Annotated in this window: 17 protein-coding genes and 2 pseudogenes; 10 read left to right on the forward strand and 9 right to left on the reverse strand. The window is 64.0% G+C overall.

Going from position 1 to position 20,675, the window contains the following annotated elements; genetic code table 11:
• Positions 1-1,050: 1,050 nt before the first annotated feature.
• From AX769_RS22215 to AX769_RS22240, 4 genes are all read left to right on the forward strand, one after another.
• Positions 1,051-1,329, forward strand: coding sequence for a hypothetical protein (locus AX769_RS22215; RefSeq protein WP_157887897.1), 279 nt, complete (start codon positions 1,051-1,053; stop codon positions 1,327-1,329).
• A gap of 719 nt (positions 1,330-2,048) precedes the next feature.
• A complete protein-coding gene (locus AX769_RS22225; protein ID WP_157887898.1) occupies positions 2,049-2,324 on the forward strand; it encodes a hypothetical protein in 276 nt (91 codons plus the stop codon).
• Positions 2,324-3,472, forward strand: a complete 1,149-nt coding sequence (locus AX769_RS22230; RefSeq protein WP_066284623.1) for a type IIL restriction-modification enzyme MmeI — start codon at positions 2,324-2,326, stop codon at positions 3,470-3,472. The genes AX769_RS22225 and AX769_RS22230 overlap by 1 nt, the downstream gene beginning before the upstream one ends.
• Before the next feature lie 110 nt (positions 3,473-3,582).
• Positions 3,583-4,778, forward strand: a protein-coding gene (locus AX769_RS22240; RefSeq protein ID WP_157887899.1) for an IS3 family transposase whose coding sequence is annotated in 2 segments (ribosomal slippage) — positions 3,583-3,861 and positions 3,864-4,778 — 1,194 coding nt in all. Because the reading frame shifts where the segments join, the coding sequence is not laid out codon by codon here.
• A 44-nt stretch (positions 4,779-4,822) separates the two neighbouring features.
• On the opposite strand, the pseudogene AX769_RS22245 reads toward AX769_RS22240, so the two are convergent.
• The 3 genes and pseudogenes from AX769_RS22245 to AX769_RS22255 all read right to left on the reverse strand — a co-directional run.
• Positions 4,823-5,101 (reverse strand): annotated as a pseudogene (locus AX769_RS22245) (recombinase family protein); the annotation flags it as partial.
• A gap of 319 nt (positions 5,102-5,420) precedes the next feature.
• Positions 5,421-5,762, reverse strand: coding sequence for a hypothetical protein (locus tag AX769_RS22250; RefSeq protein WP_066284626.1), 342 nt, complete (start codon positions 5,760-5,762; stop codon positions 5,421-5,423).
• Positions 5,763-5,765: 3 nt separating this feature from the next.
• Entirely contained in the window at positions 5,766-7,115 is a 1,350-nt protein-coding gene (locus AX769_RS22255; protein ID WP_157887900.1) for an RHS repeat-associated core domain-containing protein, read from the reverse strand.
• Positions 7,116-8,005: 890 nt separating this feature from the next.
• On the opposite strand from AX769_RS22255, the gene AX769_RS25580 reads away from it, so the two are divergent.
• A complete protein-coding gene (locus AX769_RS25580; RefSeq protein WP_066284629.1) occupies positions 8,006-8,197 on the forward strand; it encodes a hypothetical protein in 192 nt (63 codons plus the stop codon).
• Between the two features lie 41 nt (positions 8,198-8,238).
• Here AX769_RS25580 and AX769_RS26180 read toward each other — a convergent pair.
• Positions 8,239-9,351 (reverse strand): annotated as a pseudogene (locus AX769_RS26180) (ice-binding family protein); the annotation flags it as partial.
• A gap of 169 nt (positions 9,352-9,520) precedes the next feature.
• Here AX769_RS26180 and AX769_RS23440 point away from each other — a divergent pair.
• Together AX769_RS23440 and sigK are read left to right on the forward strand one after the other, a co-directional pair.
• Positions 9,521-9,880, forward strand: a complete 360-nt coding sequence (locus tag AX769_RS23440) for a DUF4440 domain-containing protein (RefSeq protein ID WP_082764193.1) — start codon at positions 9,521-9,523, stop codon at positions 9,878-9,880.
• Positions 9,881-10,158: 278 nt separating this feature from the next.
• Complete coding sequence (gene sigK, locus AX769_RS22270; RefSeq protein WP_304440150.1) at positions 10,159-10,821, forward strand: ECF RNA polymerase sigma factor SigK; 663 nt, start codon at positions 10,159-10,161, stop codon at positions 10,819-10,821.
• A gap of 565 nt (positions 10,822-11,386) precedes the next feature.
• On the opposite strand, the gene AX769_RS22275 is transcribed toward sigK, so the two are convergent.
• Positions 11,387-12,133, reverse strand: a complete 747-nt coding sequence (locus tag AX769_RS22275; RefSeq protein WP_239452105.1) for a helix-turn-helix domain-containing protein — start codon at positions 12,131-12,133, stop codon at positions 11,387-11,389.
• A gap of 228 nt (positions 12,134-12,361) precedes the next feature.
• Between AX769_RS22275 and AX769_RS22280 the strand changes: the two genes are divergently transcribed.
• Positions 12,362-12,643: a hypothetical protein gene (locus tag AX769_RS22280; RefSeq protein ID WP_157887902.1), complete on the forward strand. Its 282-nt coding sequence runs from the start codon at positions 12,362-12,364 to the stop codon at positions 12,641-12,643.
• 834 nt (positions 12,644-13,477) lie between these two features.
• Here AX769_RS22280 and AX769_RS22285 read toward each other — a convergent pair.
• Together AX769_RS22285 and AX769_RS22290 are read right to left on the reverse strand one after the other, a co-directional pair.
• Entirely contained in the window at positions 13,478-14,629 is a 1,152-nt protein-coding gene (locus AX769_RS22285; protein ID WP_157887903.1) for a hypothetical protein, read from the reverse strand.
• 710 nt (positions 14,630-15,339) lie between these two features.
• The gene (locus AX769_RS22290) at positions 15,340-16,194 is read right to left on the reverse strand and encodes an SDR family NAD(P)-dependent oxidoreductase (protein ID WP_066284674.1); all 855 of its coding nucleotides are present in this window, start codon (positions 16,192-16,194) and stop codon (positions 15,340-15,342) included.
• Positions 16,195-16,371: 177 nt separating this feature from the next.
• On the opposite strand from AX769_RS22290, the gene AX769_RS22295 reads away from it, so the two are divergent.
• The gene (locus tag AX769_RS22295; protein WP_066284635.1) at positions 16,372-17,232 is read left to right on the forward strand and encodes a helix-turn-helix domain-containing protein; all 861 of its coding nucleotides are present in this window, start codon (positions 16,372-16,374) and stop codon (positions 17,230-17,232) included.
• A gap of 139 nt (positions 17,233-17,371) precedes the next feature.
• Complete coding sequence (locus AX769_RS23445; RefSeq protein ID WP_082764194.1) at positions 17,372-17,638, forward strand: hypothetical protein; 267 nt, start codon at positions 17,372-17,374, stop codon at positions 17,636-17,638.
• Here AX769_RS23445 and AX769_RS22300 read toward each other — a convergent pair.
• Together AX769_RS22300 and AX769_RS22310 are read right to left on the reverse strand one after the other, a co-directional pair.
• A protein-coding gene (locus AX769_RS22300; protein ID WP_157887904.1) for an IS3 family transposase occupies positions 17,622-18,856 on the reverse strand; the annotation gives its coding sequence in 2 pieces (ribosomal slippage) (positions 17,622-18,547 and positions 18,547-18,856; 1,236 coding nt in all). The genes AX769_RS23445 and AX769_RS22300 overlap by 17 nt on opposite strands.
• A gap of 329 nt (positions 18,857-19,185) precedes the next feature.
• A complete protein-coding gene (locus AX769_RS22310; RefSeq protein ID WP_066284637.1) occupies positions 19,186-20,670 on the reverse strand; it encodes a rhamnulokinase family protein in 1,485 nt (494 codons plus the stop codon).
• Between the last annotated feature and the right edge of the window lie 5 nt (positions 20,671-20,675).

Here is a 20,675-nt window from a genome sequence, read left to right on the forward strand (position 1 = left end):
AGAGGATCACCGTCAACGCCAACGTGCCCCCGGTGAACCGGGCACCGCACCCGTCACACTGCACCACCGGCGGGCTGACACTGACGATCCCATGCACCAGGCCCGGAACATCCGGCCACAACCCCGCCTCGCGGGTGGTCATGAGGCGGCCAGGAGCGCCACACGCTCGACCTCAGAGAGCCGGTACGGGAAACTGCATGACCCGAACCCGTCGGCGGCAGCAGTCGCGGCGTCTTCGGTGCTGTACGTGCCAAGGACCGCCGTCACAGCGCAGTCCAGGACCACCCATGCGGTCAGGGTTTGGCTGTACCCAGACGGGCAGACGATCACCTGGGCTGACCGGGCGGCCGCCCCGTCACCGGTGTCGACGTAGCCAACCCCCACCGGGCTCGGACCGCCACACTCTTTGCAGGCGTACCCCGCATGTTGCGGCTCAGCCGGTCGCGTCTTGATCTCCCGCGTCTGGACCTGTCGTTTCCGTGTGTGCTGCATTGTGGTTCCTTTTCTTCTTCATCGTTGTTTTTGCCTGAAGGCACGAAGTGTCGAGAAGGACGGCAGGGCGAAGTGCAACCCCCTGGAGGCGGTGGGGGAGAGAAGTTCGGCACGAAATAAGGGAACGCAGTGACCGCGTGCCGCACTTGTCGGAGGACCGGCCGCGAAGCGGCTTGCGCGGAGCCCGGACGGACGTACGCTGCCGCAGGCTTCCGGCAAAATAACGACGGCCCGTAGGGCCAGACAGGGCAGCTCTGCTGCTCCACCCGGGAGCGCAGCGACCCGCCTGCTTGCCGGCCTGCTCTCATACCCCGCCTCGAGGCGGCCCCTGGGCGCGAGAAAGCCCCCGGGTTGGTCAGGACTGGGGGAGTTCTGACGCCCGGGGGCTGGTGCGACTGATTGGGGGAATCAGCCGTTGCAAGAAACGTACTCGAATCGGCCGCCGTTGCCCCTGAGAAGGGCATGTGACCTCCAATCGTCTGGCTGGGAGGCGACGAACGCTCCTCGGACGGGGCCTTCCCCTGGCCGGTCATCATGCGGTTGCATCTACTTGTCGGTGTGGTGGGACTCACCGACGCAGGGGATGCAGTGACAAAAAGCTTCGAGTTCACGCGATTCCGGCAGCAATTGCGGACCCGGCCGCAGCGGCAGCTCCTCGGCATCGACATGAGCCAAGACGATGCGCTCCGGCTCCTCGGAGACGAGGCAGCTCTCCGCGTCGAGTACCGGGCATGGCTGCGACGTAAGGGCTTGCCGGAGCCCGTCTGCGACGACGCCGGCACCGGCGCACTACAGACGCCGAAGCGGACACTTTGGAACCGCCTCACGGGCCGTTGACGGCTTAGTAGCGCGCCACTGACGTGAGGACCTGTCTTGCAGGCAGACCGGCGCGTGCCCGGTCGATTGCTTCCCCGGCGCCGGGGTGTCGACGCTCAACACGCTCGCTTCTGCGAGGGTGTCGCCCTTGGGGCGGTGTCGGACGTACCAGATGACGGCGTCGACGCGTGCCGGCGTCATCCCGGCCACTCGTCCGGCTCCGGGTGCAGTCGGCGGGTGAGAGCTGCGAGGTCCCGTTCGTGCTGGATCATCCACGCGACAGCGCTGTTGAGGCTGTCCGTGGTGCGAAGCCACGGCCGGCCACCGGCATCGTCTCGACCGTGGGCATAGCAGTGATACACCGCTCCCCCACCGGCATTCTCGGACCGCACGTATCCGATGGGGGCCTCTTTGACCCGGCGCACCTGCCATACCCCGAACGTGCCCGGGATCGGCGGGACCGCGAGCGGGTGCGCTGGGATCGGCCGGCCCACAATCACGTCGACGCTTCTCCCAGGCCCATGCACTCCCACGGCCGGATCGTACGGCGGCGCTCCGTCATCAACGGCTCCCCTTCCACCAGGTGCTGCGGCAACTTGCAGTCCGCGCTCGGACTCCTCGCCACCCCGAGCTCGGCACCTAAGCGAGCGGTAAGAAAAAACGAACGGCTTCCCGCGGCCGACGCTCCTGGAACAGGAATGCAGACCCGTAGACTCAAAGCACCGATGTGGGAGGCGACCATGAGTATTCGAACGCAGGCCAAAATCCGGCCTGAAGATGACCGATCCCCTCAGCAAGTGGCCCACGAGACAGCTCTCGGTGAGATCTCTGACGTCATTCTGAATCTCGAGCACAGTCTTACTCGATCGAAGAAGGCCTTAGTCCGGGTTCGAAAAGCCGGCGGCGACAACAATGTCGAACTGGCTCTCATTGACACAATCGCTGACCTCGAACGCGTCCACAAGCGCCTAATGCAGGACACGTATTACGCGGGTGACAGCCTGCGGCTTATTTAGTGCCTGGAGTTCGCAGCGGCCTAGAGATTCAGCAGGCCCTAAAAGCCTTTGTCACCAAGTGGTCGGGCTATGCCGGCTCCGAGCGCGCCGAGGCACAGTCCTTCCTAAACGATCTGTTCGCCGCGTACGGCACAGACCGGAGCGAAGCTGGCGCTCTATTTGAGAGCTTTTCGGCCTCCGCCGGGTTCATGGATCTTTTCCTCCCAGGTGTCCTCATCGTCGAGATGAAAGCACCACACGTGCCGCTCGAGAAAGCCAAGGATCAGCGAGTTCGGTACTGGCAAGAGTCATCTGACTCCGCGAAAGACATCCCAGCTGCGCGGTATGTAGTCGCGTGCAACTTCGGTGAGTTTGAAATTTGGGAACCAGGTCGATTTCCCAACGAAGCCCGAAGCCGCTTCCCACTTTCGGAGCTTCCCGACCGATACGACGCCCTCCTCTTTCTCCAGTCGCAGACGATGGAGCCGGTGTTCTCGGAGCACCGCCGAACGTTGACGACTGATGCGGCCGTTCATGTCGCAGCCCTCTACACATCGCTAGCTGACCGGTCCGCGGCTCCCATTGATGAGATTCAGCGATTCGTCATGCAACTGGTTTGGTGCCTGTTCGCTGAGGACCTTGGCATGCTCGACGGCTACCCGCTTCAAAACTCCGTCGACGCCCTCCTCAAGGAACAACACCCCGACAGCGCCAAAGACATTGGCTACCTCTTCACTCTCCTGAACCAGAAGGGCAACCACAACCGGCAAGGCCGTTACGAAGGCACCCGGTACGTCAACGGCGAGTTGTTCCAGCAGCCCGCGGCTGTGTTCATGAATCGCGACGAACTCGAGCACCTCCGTGACGCTGCCGAGTTCAACTGGCGAGCCGTCGACCCCACCATCTTCGGTTCCCTCATGGAAGGCGTCCTTGGGCAAGAGCGGCGGGACATGCTCGGCGCCCACTACACCCACGAAGCCGACATCATGAAGATCGTCTCGCCCACAATCATCCGCCCCTGGAGGGAGCGCATTGAGGCGACCACCACACCCCAGGAAGCGCGCGACCTCCTCGACGACCTGTGCGCGTTCCGGGTCCTCGACCCCGCCTTTATGCGCAAGTCGGGTGTCTCAAGAGACACACCGGCTGAGCGGCTCCTGCTTCTGTAGATGGCTTGTAATTTCTCGTACTCACGCGCGGCGCGCTAGATTTGGGTCTGCCCAGGGTTTGGTTGTCACCTGACCTGTGAGGATTCGTTCTCGCTGGAAGGATGTTAATCATGGCAAAGGCATACCCGAGAGAGTTCCGCGACGATGTCGTGGCCGTGGCCCGGAAGGGTCAGTCACCGCTGAAGCAGATCGCGAAGGACTTCGGGATTTCCGAAGGGTGCTTGCATGGTTGGCTGAAGAAAGCAGACGTCGAGGATGGGAACCGTCCCGGCGTCACCGCCTCGGAGCAGGGCGAGCTGCGAGCGGCGCGGAAACGGATCCGGCTGCTCGAGCAGGAAAACGAGGTGCTGCGTCGTGCGGCAGCCTATTTGTCGCAGGCGAACCTGCCGGGAAAATAGTCTTCCCGCTCGTCCGTGAAATGGCCGCGGCCGGGACCCCGATCAGGGTGCCGGTCGCGGTGGCGTGCAGGGTGCTGGGCCGATCGACCCAGGGGTATTACCAATGGTTGCGTGACCCCGTGTCCCAGCGAGACTGGGACGACGCGCATCTGATCGATGTGCTGCGGGAGATCCATGCTGACGACCCGACGCTGGGGTATCGCTTCCTCAGCGATGAGTTAGCCGACCAGGGATCGACGGCGTCGGAGAACCGGGTGTGGCGTCTGGCGCTCATTGCAGGGCTGCAGGCCTCCCACCACCGACGACGAGGCAAGGGGAACAAACCCGGGCCAGCAGTCCACGACGACCTCCTCGGAATCGTCGACGACAAGGGCCTTGTCACCCACGACTTCAGCACCGTCGCAACCGGACCGGACCAGGTGTGGTTAACCGACATCACCGAGCACTGGACTGCAGGCGAGGGGAAACTCTATTTGTGTGCGGTTAAGGACTGCTGGTCGAACAAGATCGTCGGCTACTCCATCGATGCCCGTATGAAATCAGAACTCGCTGCCGCGGCCCTGCGGAACGCGATCATCCTGCGCGCCCCGGTCGGAACCATCGTCCATTCCGACCGAGGTAGCCAATTTCGGTCGAAGAAGGTCGTGCGGCTTCTGAAGAATAATGGCCTCCGAGGTTCCATGGGCCGAGTCGGATCTTCAAGCGACAATGCCGCGATGGAGTCCTTTTTCTCCTTGCTTCAGAAGAACGTATTGAATACTCGCCGGTGGAACACCCGGGAGGAACTGCGCCTCGCGATAGTCGTCTGGATCGAGAAGAAGTACAACCGCCGCCGCAGGCAAAGAGCCCTCGGAAAACTCACCCCGGTCGAGTTTGAGACAATGTATTCAGCCGCACACGCGGCCTAGAAAACCACCCACCCCCAGTGTCAACCAAAGTCTGGGCAGACCCCTCGGAGGCCGGCGCCCCTGTGCCGCAGCTCGTCGGCGAAGGTCAGCATGTTCTGCGTCGAGCGGCCAAGCCGGTCAAGAGTCGTGACGACCAAGGTGTCACCGTCGTGAATCGCATCCAAGGCACGGTCGAAACCCGGTCGCGATGCTCGAGCGCCCGACACCCCCTGGTCGATGTAGAGGTCATCGCGGCGCACGCCGGCGCCGAGAAGGTCTGCCTGCTGCCGGTCCGTGGCTTGTTGGCGGGTCGATACGCGGGCGTAGCCGATCAACTTGCTCATGAGGCCCTCTCGCTGTCCCATAACTAATGGTTGCTACCCGAATCCAAGCAGTCACTTATGGCACATAGTTACGGGAATCGCGGCGAGTTGGATTTCCGGGAAAACGTCGTTGTGAGAGCGAGTGCCCGTGGGACAGCCCAAATCCCTAGGGATATGAGACAGGAGCGCCGTGAGAGCGGACGCCATCCGGTCACTGAATGAGTAGCCCATGAATTGCCTGGAGTGCATGTCAAGGGCCAGGTTCGTCAGGCGGGCGTCATCCCAACTTCAACGTGCACATTGCAGCTGCTCCACGGCGACTTTTCATGCGAAAGAGTGTTCAAATCCCGCCGGAGCCACGGGCAGTCGGGCTCTGACACGAAGGCGCGGTCCACGCCGCAAGGAGCTTTGCAGCAACTTCCTCCGTATCAACATTGAGCATTCGGTAGTCCTTCGTCATAACCTCATCAAGCTCCGCAGCAAGTGCGGCAACCGTCACACCCCGTTCCAGGACGACGCTCAGCGGACTAACCAGGTCGTCGTATTCGGTCGGGTCTTGGCTGAATATGGGGTTATCGAAGACACCGATCGGATCCCAATCATGCAGAATATCGGCAATGAGCTTCTGCTGCTTCGTGAATTCAGCACGATCGTCGAACTCGCTAGTTTGAAAAAGTCGCATAACTTACCTCCGAGTAACTGTGATTACATCGCCGTACATATTTACGATTACACGAAGATTGCGCGCGGTGTATATGCGTGTTCCATTTCTACCCTTGGATACTGAACCGCGCTCGATTGTCTGATCGATGCTGTCTTGCGATGCGCGTCCTTGACCTATCCTCTTAGCCAGGTGAGATTCCATCTCGTCTTGGCGCTCCCGAGCGGCAAGGTCGGCACGCTCGGCAGCTTCCCTACGCTCCTTCGCCTTCTCAGTGGACCGTTCCTCGTACGCTCGTTCTTCCTCAGCCCTCTGCTCTGCCAACGCCTTGGCTCGTGCGGCCTTTGCTTGCGTACCCTCTTCTGACCCGCCGCCCCGACCCTCACCCATCGTGTTCTTGAGCGTGTTGCTCTCGTCCTTTCCGGAGACGTCGCTCGCACCAATGGGGTCGGCCGGGTAGACATATGGATTGGAATTGCCGCCGTAGATGGGGTCGGTGCTGAGGAACCTGCCGGTGTTGGGGTCGTAGAGGCGGACTCCCATGAGGACGAGGCCGGACAGGGAGTTGTCGGAGCGTTTCTGGCTGCCGAGCCATCCGTAGCTGGTGCTGCCGGTGGATGCGGTCCGGTCGATTCCGTATTCCGTGGATTCGTTGTAGGAGCCGGTTTGGATCCCGGTATCAGTGGTGGCATCAAGGGCGGTCGCAACGATGTCGCCGTGCATGTTCGCCAGCTCCAGGGTCACCGCACCCGTCTGGTCCTCGGATGCCGCATAGCCGCCGTCGATCCCATCGAGCGACCGGTTCCAGTTGCTGCCGCCAGTCGAGGACCAGGTGGGGCTATCCGAGTCGCCGGAGTAATGGTTGGTGGTCGTGGTCGCCCCATTGACGGTGGTGGCGATGCGGTCCTGTTCAGGGTCGAGACCGTAGGAGAGGCTGCCGGCGCCTTGGGTTTCGGTGTTCACCATGTCATTGCTGTAGTAACCGACGGTCAGATTTCCGGCGTCGGAGGCGTATTGGCCGACCCCGGCAGCGTCTACGGCGGGCACGGTGGTGGTGCGGCCGAAAGCGTCGTACGCGTACCCGGCGTTGGTGATTCGATCGGCCTGGTCGTACGTGCTGTTTACCGTCGTCGGCGCGGTCGACGTGGAGCACGCCCCCGTATTGCCGGCCGCATAGGCGGCCAGACTCGTGCGGTTGGAGTCCGCGTCGAACGCGTACTGCCGGGTGGCGCAGGTCGTCGCCTGCCCGGTGCTGACGGAGTCTTGGACGGTAGTGAGGCGGTCGTCTTGGTCGTAGGTGAAGTGCTGCGTCGACACCGGTGACGTCTGACCGGTGATCTGACTCTCGAGGCCGCGGGTTTCGGTGAAGTTCATCCACGTCGACCCGCCCATCGCATACGCCAACGAGGTTGCAGCTCCCGTGTTGTCGAAAGTCGACGCAGCGGTCAGTCCGTTCGGGTAGGGGGCGTTCGAGAAAACGGAGCTTGAACTACGGTAAGCCGGAAAATGTCGCTCATCCAGCCGCCCCAACAGGCCATCTTGTTCCGAGAAGCTGGGGACGAATCTTGGGCGGCCTCAAAACCCGTCGTCGACGCCTTCATTCGAGAAAATGATTCCGAGTGGGGGTTGTGAGAGCTGCGGATCCGCAGCAATCCAAGGGTCAGGGCGTTGGTGCTGGCGGGCTATTGCTCTCCTCGGTTGCGAGAAATGGGCTCCGCGGGATCCGAAAGCCGCTTGGCGTAGGTCAAGCTCCGAATTCTCAAGCGACCCCGGGAGGGAGTTCCGAAGAGTACCCGGGCCGAGAATTCGCGGGCGAGTTGAAAGAGGGTCTACGCGTGCCTCCGCGTTGGGGCTGACACTGCTGGAGCTGGCGATATCGACGGCCCCGATGCGATTAGCCGGCCGCAGTCGTGAGTGCCCTCCCCACCGATACCCGGCCGATGCCGTCCGCCACCGCGTACGACGTCCTGCCGCAGTCCGATGCCTTTACCCAAAGCAGGCAGGGCGAAGGTGCCGATTCGTGAAGAGAAGTGCGGACATTTCGTTGTCCGCACTTCTCTTCACAAGCCCCGAAAGTACGCCGGCCTCTGTGCACTCCACTACGGACATCGACACGGTGGTCGTCCGGCTTGCGCGCGCGGACGAGGCAACCGATTGGACAGGAGTCCCGAATGTCTTCTCAGTGTTGTCGGAGTTGCGTGGTTCGGCGGCGGCGTGATGCCCAGAGGAGACCGAAACCTGCGGAAAGAAGCAGGGCTGCTGCGGTGAGCGGGGCGGCCGGGTTGCTGCCCGTGAAAGCCAGCTCACCCGTCCCTGTCGACCCGCTCCCGGAGCTCCCCGAAGAGGAAGTCGTCGAGGCCGGAACAGCCGCTGTCGGCGTCGGCGTGGGCGTGGCCGTGGGCGTCGGCGTCGGCGTCGGCGAGGTTACGGCTGCAGCGTTCACGGTGACCGTGTAGATCGCGGACACGGACGGGAGCGACCCGTTCGACGCGGTGATCGTGACAGACGTCGATCCCGCTGTTTTGGGCGTGCCCGTGATCTCACCTGTCGTCGCGTTCAGGGTCAAGCCGGTAGGAAGGCTACCTGAACTGACCTTGTACGTCGGCGACGGTGTCCCGGTCGACATCACGGTGAAGTGGTACGCCGTTCCGACGGTCGCCGAGGTGGGGGCGCCGGAGGTGATCGCGGGACTGGGCGTCGTCACGGGAGCACTACCGGGCGCACACCCCGTGGGAGTGGTGATCGTGTTGGTGTCAAGAGTCACGGCACCGTTGTTGGCCAGGAGTCGGCCGATCACGGTGGCACCGGTGGTAGCGGTAATGGACTGCTTAGCCAGGATGGTGCCTTGGAAATGGGCTGCGCTCCCGAGAGTCGCCGAGCTTCCCACCTCCCAAAACACGTTGCACGCCGACGCGCCTCCGGTCAGGGTGATCCGGGTACCGGACCCGATCGTGAGAGTGCTGGCGGCTTGGAACACCCACACCGAATCTGCCGTCCCCGCCAGGGTGAGGGCGCCGTTGTTCGACAAGGCGAGCGTCCCACCCGAGTAGACACCCTGGCCAAGAGAAAGACCGTTCAGTTGGCGGAGCCCGGAAGTTGTCGGGGTCAAACTGGCGGCGGCGTTGAAAGCGGTGGTCGTGTCGGCCTCCGCGCCGGTGGCGACCGCGTCGGTCTGGTGCACGGTCCCGGTCAGGGTTCCCGGCGGGAAACCAGTGATCGACGTACCCGGCGACACCCCAACATCACCGGCGATGACCGAGGGTCCAGTGTTCGTGACGGTGCTCGCCCCGAGAACACCAAACGGTGCCGCCGTTCCGAGATCGATCGGCCCAGCAAGGGTCGTAGCGGCTTGTGCATTCCCGGCAGCCGAGACGCTGAGGATCACACCCAGGATGATGGCTGTCCCAGCGGTAGGTACTGTCCGGCGAATGGTTGATCTGGTGAACACGGAAGGCCCCTGCCAACGTCGTGATGCCGGACTCCGGGCCCCTGCCCGAAAGCCCCGCGAATATGATCGCCCGAAAACATCGAGCACCAAAATAGGTGACGAGGCAGCGTAACGCCCCGCGTCGACCCCGCCCTGATCAGGGTCCCGGCTACCACCGCGCATCAGCACGGCTCTTCCCTCTTGAGACTAGGCGCACTCGTAGGAAGCGCATTCCCCCCAAACGGGGGCGCTGATCAGCACCTGCCCTGGACAGGTGATCAAAATGGCGAGGACCGCACGCTAAGGGTTCCCGAGCGTGCGGGTTCAGCGGCGTCGGCGCTAGCTTGATCCGATGTGGGAATCCGAGGCCAACGAGTATGCGCCGATTCGAGAAGCGGAACTGGAACTGCTGTCCTCGAGTGCACGACACGACCGAAAGCGACTCGCGGTCATCCTGTCACCTGACTTCGCGGAGATTGGTCGGTCGGGCCGCCGCTGGACCCGGGATGAAATCGTCGCATCACTTGGCGGCGAGGCAATCCGCGACGCACCGATCACATCCGACTGGCTGTTCAATCGTGTCGGCCCCAACCTGGTCCTCGTGAACTACATCATTCACCAAGACGGCTATGAAAGCCGGCATTGTTCCCTCTGGGAAATGCCAGGCCCTGTCCTTCGGTATCACCAGGGCACGCCCATCCCCGTTCGGTAGGGATTGGTAACCGTGCATGCTCTGACGTCGCCATTCAGTGCCCGATCGGCCGGACGACAAGCTTCCCATCGGGAGACAAACCCGTACCCCGTCTGGGGTCCTTGACGGTGGCCGGGAAGGAATTCGAGGGTTCGATGCTGCCGAATGGTTCCGGGGTCGGTCACGATCCCATCACGGCGGCCAGGAAAACCCTGGTTCTACAGGCCTCGTCGTCCCAGAGGGCAGGTACACCCCCGTCCTGGGGCGTTGGGGTACGTCCTGGCGTACCTAGGCTTCGAATGAGCGACGGCACCAGCCAGCGCGGCATGACCTCTTACGGTGCATTACCCGGAGGAGTCCACCACGACCCCCAGGGAACCATGACCGCATCGACAGCGACTGTCCACCCGCCGCTTCCTACCGACGAGGACCTCTTGGCACTCGTGGCCGCCGGTGACCGTCACGCGTTTGCCGCACTGTACGACCGGACCGCCCCTCGGGTTCTTGGCCTCGTCACCCGGTGTCTCCGGGACCCGGCGCAATCTGAAGAGGTGACGCAGGAGGTTTACCTTGAGCTGTGGCAGAACGCCGCCCGATTCGACGGGTCCAAAGGCAAAGCGTTGTCCTGGATGCTGACCGTCGCCAGGCGCCGCGCGATCGACCGGGTGCGAGCATCCCAGGCGTCCCGAGACCGGGACATCAAGATCGGTATCCGCGATCATCCGCTCCCTTTCGACGTCGTCGCGGAAACCATCGACACACAATTCGCCAACGACGACGTTCGCCGCGCGATGACACGTCTCACCCACGTTCAACGAGAAGCGATCGAACTGGCCTACTTCGACTCCCTCACCCAGGCGGAAATCTCGGAACGGCTCGGGGTGAAAATCCCCACAATCAAAACCCGCCTTCGGGACGGACTCATCGCCCTCCGCCGAGAAGTAACAACGACAGCGGCCTAGCCTCCAGACGACACTGCGGATCACCCTTGAACGTTCCCCCACGTGCGGACCTTGGGAATCGGTGCCTGGTCAGACGTTCCCTGCCCCTCCGAATAGGTCAACGAGATCGACAACAGCCCCGTGTGGGTCGGGGATCTAGCTGGCGGGCTGGGCGAAGATCGTCACACCGAGCATCACGAGCGCCAGGAAGCCGAATCCTGTTTTCCGGAGGATCCCGGTCGAGGTGCGCATGGCGATCACCGCTTGGAGGGCGTAGTAGGGGTCTTGGTAGTAACGGACCAGGATTGAACGCTAAGCCTCCAGGAGGCTCTGGCCCGCAGCTCTTTACAGGATTTTCTGGCCTATGCGGCACGGGTCGCGGCTGAATGGCGCCGGATTCGGTTTCCACTGCAACATCTCGCGGCGGTCTGTCCCGCTGAGCCGGAGGTGGTGGTCACGGTCAGGTAGCGAGTTTGAAACCAGCAGGAAATTGCTGTTCAGGAGTATTTTCTTGGTTGCCACTAAATGCCATCGGTCCAGTCCCAGGTTTCCGCAGATCGGCCTAGCGTTCAATTCCGTACCGTTACTACCAAGACCCCGACACGAACGTGCGGCCTGGCATGAACGACGTCTCGAACCAGCCATTGCGGCGCTCCACGATCCCCTTCGATTCCGGATCCCGTGGTTTCAGCAGCACCAGCCTCGTCGCCAGCATCCCCATGAATTCCGCCACCCCTGCCGCGCGGCGCGGTCCCCGACCGATACCGGCGTCGTTGTCCCAAATCAGCCGCCTCGGGATCCGACCCAACTGCTGAAGCAATTCCCACGACCCCAACAGAAGATCTTCCGTGTGTCTCGTCGGGATCATCCGGCCCAGGACGAACCGTGAATGCGCGGGCGTGATCACCAGCACCGGCAACAGTTTCGAGGTCCCGTCCTCGAGGGGGATCTTCTTCGGTGGGAACCAGAGGTCGCATTGCGCGGCATCTCCTGGCTCCCAGACCAGACGATCCGCCGGGTCCACGCGGGCCTGCTCAGGGCGCAGACCCCGGACGTTGTCACGGAACCAGGTAATCGATCCCGACCAGCCGACGCGTTCCGCGATCACCGTCGCGGGCATCTCGGGGTGCTCGGTCAACAGGGACCGCACCCGCGCCTCGAAGGGCGAGAACGACGTCTCCTGCGGTGGCCGCTCATATTTCGGCGGACTCGTCGACGAGACAGCCCTCGCGACCGTCGCCCGCCCGATCCCCAACTTTTTAGCGACTTGCCGCTGCGGGATACCGTCCGCGACAAGCCTCCTGATCAAGGCCCAATCTTCCAAAGTAATCACCCATCCAATCTGTCTGGGTGGCCTCATTTTCAAGCGTCGCTATGGCCTCATATTCGAACGTCGTCGACACTCGGGAGCACGCAGAGGGTTCCCGTTCGGGCGCTGGCTGGTCATGCCTGGAGGCGCCTCCGACTCTTCATCGGGTGCGAACGTAGTCGGTGATCTGATGCGCGAGGTCGGCGAACCTGGCGTCTCGCGTGCGAATCTAGAGATGTGCATTACAGACTCATGAACGACTACGCGGCGGAATGGCCATTCTGGGGCTCAGAGGGTCAGTGCGGCGATGGCGACCCCGCTTTACCCTCCTGGCTGGAGGCAGATGTGCGGGCCTGGGCTGAAGACTTCAACCAGAACTATTCCTATGACTCTGGCTGGCCAACGGAGGGCTCCGCCCGCGACCACAAGCGCGTGGCGCAACGCCTCATCCAACAGGTTGAGCGAACCATCGGGCCCAAGGGTGACACCGTCGAACTGCAGTACTGGGAAACGAACCGCAGAAAAGGGCTTTAGAACTCGCATGCACGCTTGCCGTTCCTCTCTGAACCTCGGCCTGCGCGAACGAAGAGCGTCCCGCGCCTCTTGTACCTAAACGCTATGCGCTCGCTTCGCGCCCGAGTCATGCAAGCGTCGACCTCAGGGGCACGCTGGGCTCGCAATCGTCACCACCTGCACGATTCGTTTCTCCTAGAGTGAAGAAGTGACCAGAACCCAACGCGTTTTGCTCTTGGCCACGGCTAGCTTGATGCTCATTTCGTTGACTTCGTGCTCTACGGCCGATCGTGGGCAAATGCTTCAGCCTGGCACGAAGACGAAAGTGACTGCAGCCGACCTGGTTCCTGCCAACAAGTTCGTTTCCATCCCCCGCGATGAACGTGTGACTTACAAGCAGGTGACGGGAACCCTGCCGCGCGACCTTGCTCCCTCGTTTTGGTCAGCTTCGCGAGTCGCCGCCAGTTCTCGAGTTTTGCCGATCCATCTTGCCTTCGGAGACTGCGGAGAGCGCCACGAGGAGCACATCTATGTGCACGAAACCAGCTCGGCGGTGCTCATCGATGTATGGGACGGACCGACGACCGACAAACCTGGCGGGTCGTGCGCCGGAGCTGAGCGAACGGTCCCTTACTTAATCCATCTTGACGCGCCGCTGGGAACGCGGGGCCTCTTCACACACGAGATTGTTCGGGCGTAAGTCCCGCACGGCCGCCCTTGCCTTCCAAGTACCGAATAAATCGCACGGTAGCCGTTCCCTTCTGTGCGACCTTGGCAATCAGCGCACGGTCAGACGTTCCCTGCCCCTCCGAATAGGTCAACGAGATCGACAACAGCCCCGTGCGGGTCAGGGATCTAGCTGGCGGGTTGGGCGAAGATCGTCACGCCGAGCATCACGAGTGCGAGGAAGGCGAATCCTGTTTTCCGGAGGATCCCGGTCGTGGTGCGCATGGCGATCACCGCTTGGAGGGCGTAATACGCGGCGAACGCCCGAGAGGCGATCGCGACGATACTCAGGGTGGGGACCGTCGCTGCGAGTGCGATCGCTGCGGCGCCGCTGATGAGGTAGGGCCGGGGGCCTGTGAACCATTTATTCAGGCCGCGCAGGTTTCCGTCGGCGGCGGCCGTGTCGGCGATAGCGGCACTGAATTGGCTGAGGACAGCGGACAGGACCAAGGGAAGGGCCAGCCAGGGGGCGATGCGACCGGTGATGTTCAGCAGGGTGGCGTCCGCGCCCGCGTGGGTGCCAATACCCATCACCGGGGTCGCGACGGCGACGAAGCCGATGTAGATCGACGCCGACACGATCTGGGCGAGGCGCGACGCCCACACCCGGGTCGGGGCGTCGTACTCGTTCCCGAGGTAACGGACCGTTTCGAAACCCTGCACGGTGATCACAATTCCGCCGAGGATCAGCAGCACACTCAGCGGAGGAAGCGACGGAACCGGTGGGAGACGCAGGGACCCAGACGACGCCGTTGTCAGGTCGTGCAGGAGCAGGACGCCGCCGAGGACCGTGGTGAGGATCAGGACCGCGATCAGGGAGACCCGGTCGAGCCTGTTGAGGCCCGCGAAACCGCGGACCGCGCCGATCGCGACGATCAGAGCGACCGCGACGCACGCGATGACGGGCTCCCACAGGGCGGACCCGGCAGAGTCAACAAACCCGACGAGGTATTGCGCCATGATCCTCAGATACAGGGCCACCGAGATTACATAGGCGATGACGATGACACCATCCGCCCCAACGCCCAGCCGTGCCGTGACACGGTCAAGGGTCCCGGCTGCTTCCCTCTTCTCGACGACGATGACGTTGTGGCGGATGACCGTGCCGATCAGCCACGCGACGACGCAGATCGCTACCACCCCGACCACCGACAACGCCCCGAGGGTGCTCTCCAACACCGGGACGATGATCAACAGGCCAGAGCCGAGGATCGACGCCAACGGGGTCACGGACGCGAGCACGACCGGGCGGCGGTCCACCGGCTTTCTAGGGGCCGTCATCTGCTGATTAGAGCAGCCCTCGTCCCACCCACCAAATGCTGAAACCGGTGGCCCCTCCCCCGCGTCTACCTTGCGTCGCACGGGCGGCACTTTCAACTCTCGGCTTCCGCCTGCCGCACAGGTTAACAACGGGAACGACATCTCTCACCATCACCGTTGTTCGGGCCCTCGCCCTGATCACCGAAGCATGAGCAGCCCACACCGGCGCGCAGGACGGAATAGACGTCGTGTTCCCATCCAGCCGCGTCCGCGGTTGAGGCATCCCGATCCACGGACACGAGTACTTCGGCGAGGGCAATAGCAACAACGCCGAAGACAGCCGGTACAACCAGAACGACTCCTTAGCTCTCAAAAGCCAAGAACCCTGCGGCAGAGAAGATCAGGGCGCCCTGCGTGCCAGGTGATTGGGTCTGACCGCGCCCCATTGCGCAGGCAGACCCAATCCGGGCAGGTGGACGTCAACAGTCCGCGTTGCAGAACCACCGGAACAAGCCCGACCCGTGAGGCGCAACGCCTCACTTCCAGGCTAAACATCTCCTCAGCCTTGTCAAACGAAAACGTTCGGACACCAGGCCTCCCGGTCGCAATGTCACGCCCTTAGGCACTGTCAAGCACTCCAGATATTCACCGCACGGTAGGGGTTCCCCTCCGGGCCCTCTTGCTGGCTGAAAACGACACACGTTCGAGGTCCGTATGCCATGCGCCTGGCTTCAGGCTTGCAGGATGTCGGTCGTCATCGCGAGCTCACGCCCCTGCTCGATCTCGGCGGCCAGTGCTTCGAGGGCTCCCGACGCGATGCCGAGCGAGTCGGAGCCGAGGAGCTGGTGGAGCGGGGTGTCGACATCTTCTGCCAGGCGAATGATCGCGGCGGCGGCTTTCGCGGGGTCGCCGAGCTGGGTGCCGGGCATGGCCTGGTGAGCCGCGGTCATGTCGCGGACCGCGGCGTAGCCGTCGGCTGTCGAAGTCGGCAGGCCGAGAGAGTTGGCGGTGAGGAAGTCGGTCTGCATGTAACCGGGCTCCACCAGGTTCACCCGGATTCCGAATTCAGCGACCTCCTGGGCGAGGGATCCGGTCAAGCCCTCGAGGGCGTACTTGCCGGCGCAGTAGAGACCCCAGCCGGGGAAGGTCGTGAGGCCCAGGATGGAGGAGATGTTGATGATGTGCCCCGATCCTGACGCTCGAAAATCGGGAAGGACAGCGCGGAGGACGTTCCACACGCCGAAGATCTGCACGTCGAACATCTGGCGCGCTTCGAGATCGGTGACCTCTTCGACCGCTCCGAGGAAACCGTAGCCGGCGTTGTTGACGACGACGTCGAGCGAACCGAAGCGACCCTTGGCAGCCGTGACGGCATCGATGACGGCCGTCTCGTCGGAGAGGTCGACGGCGAGCGGCAGCAGGCGGGCTGTGTCGATGGCGTCGAGAGCTTTTTCGAGCCGTCCCACGGAACGCGTCGTTGCCGCGACGTTGTGCCCCTGGGTGAGCAGCTGGGTGACGAGTTCGAGACCGAGGCCCCGGGATGCGCCGGTGACGAACCAGGTCGATGGGGTGGTGAGAGCGGGCATGGTGGGTTCCTCTGTTCGGTGAAAGCGATCGTCGAAGCGGAACGCACCGACCATTCGAGTCTTCGTCGGCGGTGACGCCCCAAGGACGCCATACCTGGCCCGACGAAGCCTCGCCCCAGCCTGACTAGGACGCAGCGACCCAGGCGCGACCGCCGCACGGAATGGGAGGATCTCGGTATGCCCGACACGAACCGCGAACTCGCCGATTTCCTGCGGCGAGCCCGCAGTGCCGGCGATCCGACTCGCGCGGGCCTGCCGCAGGACGACCGGGTGCGGCGCGTCAAGGGCCTCCGCCGTGAGGAGGTCGCGCTTCTCGCGGGCGTCTCGACCGACTACTACACGCGACTCGAACAAGGGCGCCACATCACACCCTCTCCCAGCGTGCTTGACACGGTCGCCCGAGCGCTCGACCTCGACTCCGTCGGTCGTGAGCACCTGGGGCACCTCGTCGGCGCGAACCCATCCCGAGCCGTCCGCTCGACCCCTGCCGTTCAGCGAGTAAGGCCCGGCCTCTACCAGCTCCTGGCCGCTCTCGAAGCGGTCCCCGCGATGATCCTCGGCCGACGTACCGACATCCTGGCCAGCAACGCGCTTGCGCGCGCGCTCTTCTCGGACTTCGACGCATTCCGGCCGCGAGAACGGAACTATGCCCGCTGGCTGTTCCTCGACGACACCGCCCGCGCCCTGTTCGTGGACTGGGAAGTCCAAGCCCGAGCTGCCGTCGAGAACCTTCGCTTCGACACAGGCCACGACCTCGACGATCGCGGCACCCGCGAGCTCGTGGACGAGCTGACCGAGCGGAGCCGCGAGTTCAGGCAATGGTGGTCAGAGCACCGGGTCTACCAGCGCACATTTGGATCGAAACGCCTCCGTCACCCCATCGTCGGCGAGCTAACCGTCGACTACGAGACCCTCACGCTGCCCGGCGACTCCGAGCAGACACTCTTCATGTACACCACCCAGGTCGGAACCTCGTCACACCAAGCCCTGGACACGCTCATCAGCTGGACCCAGACCGGACCTCGAGTCCCGGCTTGACGCGTCCTGGGCTCCGTGACCATCGGCCCCTCCAGCCCGGCGCCGAGGAGCGGTAGACGTTCCCTCCGCGCATGGTGAAGGTTGAGCGAGAGACGGGCCGGACGGGCTAAAGCTCCCGGGGATGTCGTAGTTTTGCCTCATGCCTCTCAATAACGTTGCCCGCGAGCAGCAGATCGCAGTCTTTGGAGCCGCGGGAAGCGGTAAGACCGTTTTGCTGTCCTCGTTCTATGGGGCAGCTGTCGAGCATCAGATTTCCGGCACTGACAGATTCGATGTTGTCGCCGAAGACGCGGGGCAACGAACCTCCCTTTACCAGAACTATCTCGGCATGAAGAAGTCGGGGCTCGCTCGGGTCTTGACCCCGGATTGTGGACACGGTGTCATTTGGGTTATGCCGCTTCGGTGAGGCTAGCGGACAGGGCTGCTTCGTAGGCGTTCGGGCTGATGTTGCCGATCGCGGAGTGGCGGCGGCGGGTGTTGTAGCGGTTCGCCCACCGGAACACGGCCCGGTGGGCGGTGCCCTGGTCGGGGAACGTCGGCCGGCCTTCGAGGAGCTCGCGTTTGAGGGTCGCGTTGAAGCTCTCCGCGAGCGAGTTGTCGGCGCTTGACCCGATCCCGCCCATCGACTGGGTCACCTTCAACTCCTTGCAGAGGGTCACGTAGGCCTTCGAGGTGTACACCGACCCGTGGTCGCTGTGAAACACCGCGCCAGCGAGACTGCCGCGGTCGTGGGCCGCGACGTGGAGGGCGTCTTCGACGAGCCCGACGCGCATGTGGTCCGCGATCTGCCAACCCGCGAGCTTGCGGGAGCAGAGGTCGATCACGGTCGCGAGGTAGAGGTTGCTGCCGTCACCGATCGGCAGGTAGGTAATGTCGCCCACATACCGCTGGTTCGGCTCAGCCGCGGTGAAGTCCCGCTGGACCAGATCAGGGAACCGCCGCCCTGACTGGTCAGGGATCGTCGTCTTGACCCGGCGGCGCAGCCGGATCCCGGCCAACTGGTGCTCCCGCATCACCCTCGCGACGCGTTTGCGGTTCACCCGCTCCTCGGGCGCCGCGCCCTCGTTGAGGTCAGCAGTGACCCTGGGTGCCCCGTAGGCACGATCTCCGCCCTGCTCCGGGTCCTGCACCACCCGGATCCGTTCGGCCAACACCTCGTCCGCCGCTACTCTCGCTGACCGTCCCGGCGCGGCGGCGAGCCACGCGTAAAACGATGACCGGGCGACCTCGATAACCTCACACAACCGCTTCACGCCATAGGCGTCCTTGTGATCCTCGACGAACTGGAAGCGGTTCACCAGTTCGTCTCCCCGGCGAAATACTTCGCCGCCTGACGCAGAATGTCCCGCTCCGTCGCCAGCTTGCGAGCCTCGGCCGTCAACGCGACGTTCTCCGCCTCGAGGCGCACGATCCGCGCCGACTGCGACTCCGGCCGCCCCGCCGTCGACACCGTCGACGCACCAACGGTGATCATCCCGGAGCCGAGGTTGCCGACCCATTCCTTCAACGCACCGCGGGAGATCCCGAGATCGACGGCGATGCCCTTGAGCGTCGCGCCCGGCGCCGACTCATACAACTCCACCGCCCGCCGACGAAACTCATCCGTGTAATTCTTCCTTGCCATCCTTGAATTCTCGCTTCCCCAGCATCGTGCTGGAATCAGCGTGTCCAAAATCCAGGGTCAAGGCCCGTCCTGCTGCGGATCATGGCCGACCGCCACGTGAACCAATCCACAAAGCTCCCCTCCCCCGGTGTCGACCAACACGGTGTCTGCTGCCCTGAACCGGCGACCGCGGAAACGGTACGGATACGCCACCCCACTGAGAGACTTGAACAACTCACCGGTGCGCTGACCGATTGAACCTCCCCAGCAACCATCGACCACCTATCGACAGATCATCGAACACGGCCCCTGAGCACCCACCGAACCAACCTGAGCTAACCGACCACGCACTAGCGATGATTTGAAGTGCCGCTTTGGTAGGAGGCGGCGGCAGGCTCGTAGCGCACGGGCGGGTACGCCTGCCGCACGAGCGCGCGCAGCGACTCCAGCGAGCTCGAGGTCGGGACGAGACCAGCGGCGCGCGCCTGCACGAGCACGTTGCCGATGGCGGTGGCCTCGACGGGCCCGGAGAGCACGGTGCGCCCGGTGCGGTCGGCGGTCAGCCGGCAAAGGAGCTCGTTCTGCGAGCCGCCCCCGACGACGTGCACCGTCGTGATCTTCCGGCCCGAGAGCGCCTCCGCTTCGTCGAGGGTCCGCGCGTACGCGGCAGCGAGCGATTCGAGGATGCTGCGGACCACCTCGGCGCGGGTCGACGGGGGCCGAACGCCGTGTTCGACGCACCAGTCCGTGATCCTGCCCGGCATGTCTCCCGGGGGCGTGAAGCGGTCGTCGGCCGCGTCGAAGACCGCCGCCGGGCCGGTCACGTCTGCCGCGGATGCCAGCAGCGTGGCCAGATCGCTGGAGCGGGAGGCGTCGGAGGCGGCTGCATCCCACCACCGCATCGACTCGGACAGCAGCCACAACCCCGAGATGTTCTTGAGAAAGCGCACGCGGCCGTCGACGCCGCCCTCGTTCGTGAAGTTCGCTCTCTGCGCAGCGGAAGTCATGATCGGCGACGGCACCTCGAGCCCGACCAGCGACCACGTTCCGCTCGAGATGTACGCGGCGTGCTCGTCGTCGAGAGGCACGCCGACGACGGCGGAGGCCGTGTCGTGCGAACCGACGGTCGTCACGGGTATCGCCCGCCCGCCGCCCAACGACGAGGTGAGGGCCGGAAGGAGCCCACCTATGGTCGTCCCCGGGTCGACCAGCGGCGCGAACAGCGACAGCGGAACGCCCGCGGAGGCGAAGATCACAGGATCCCACCCACCCGTCACCGGCGACAGCATTCCCGTGGTCGACGCGTTGGTCCGCTCGGTCACCTCGACGCCGGTCAGCCAGCGACCGATCAGGTCGGGCATGAGAAGCGCGCGGTCGGCGAGGCCGAGCGTGCCCGCTGCGCGGTCGGCGGCCAACTGGAACACGGTGTTGAACGGCAGATGCGCCAGCCCGGTACTGGCGTAGAGCGACGCGGCCGAGATCGCCGCGTGCACCGCGGGCACCGCCGCGGCGTTCCGCTCGTCGCGGTAGTGGTAGGGCAGACCGACCAGGCGGCCCTGCCGCAGCAGACCGTAATCGACGGCCCACGAGTCCACGCCGATCGACGCGATCTCAGGATCGAAACGACTCGCCGCGGCCAGCCCGTCGCCGACAGCGCTCCACAGCCCGAGGACGTCCCAGTGCAGCCCTCTCGCACCGGAACCCTCGGGCACCGACACCGGCCGGTTCGCGAACCGCGCCACGTGCTGCAGGCGCAGCTCGTTCGGCGAGACGTGCCCCAGGATCACCCGGCCGCTCGTCGCCCCGAGGTCGACGGCGGCGACGGTGCCACTCACCGGGT

Source organism: Frondihabitans sp. PAMC 28766, from assembly GCF_001577365.1.
Lineage (GTDB): Bacteria > Actinomycetota > Actinomycetes > Actinomycetales > Microbacteriaceae > Frondihabitans.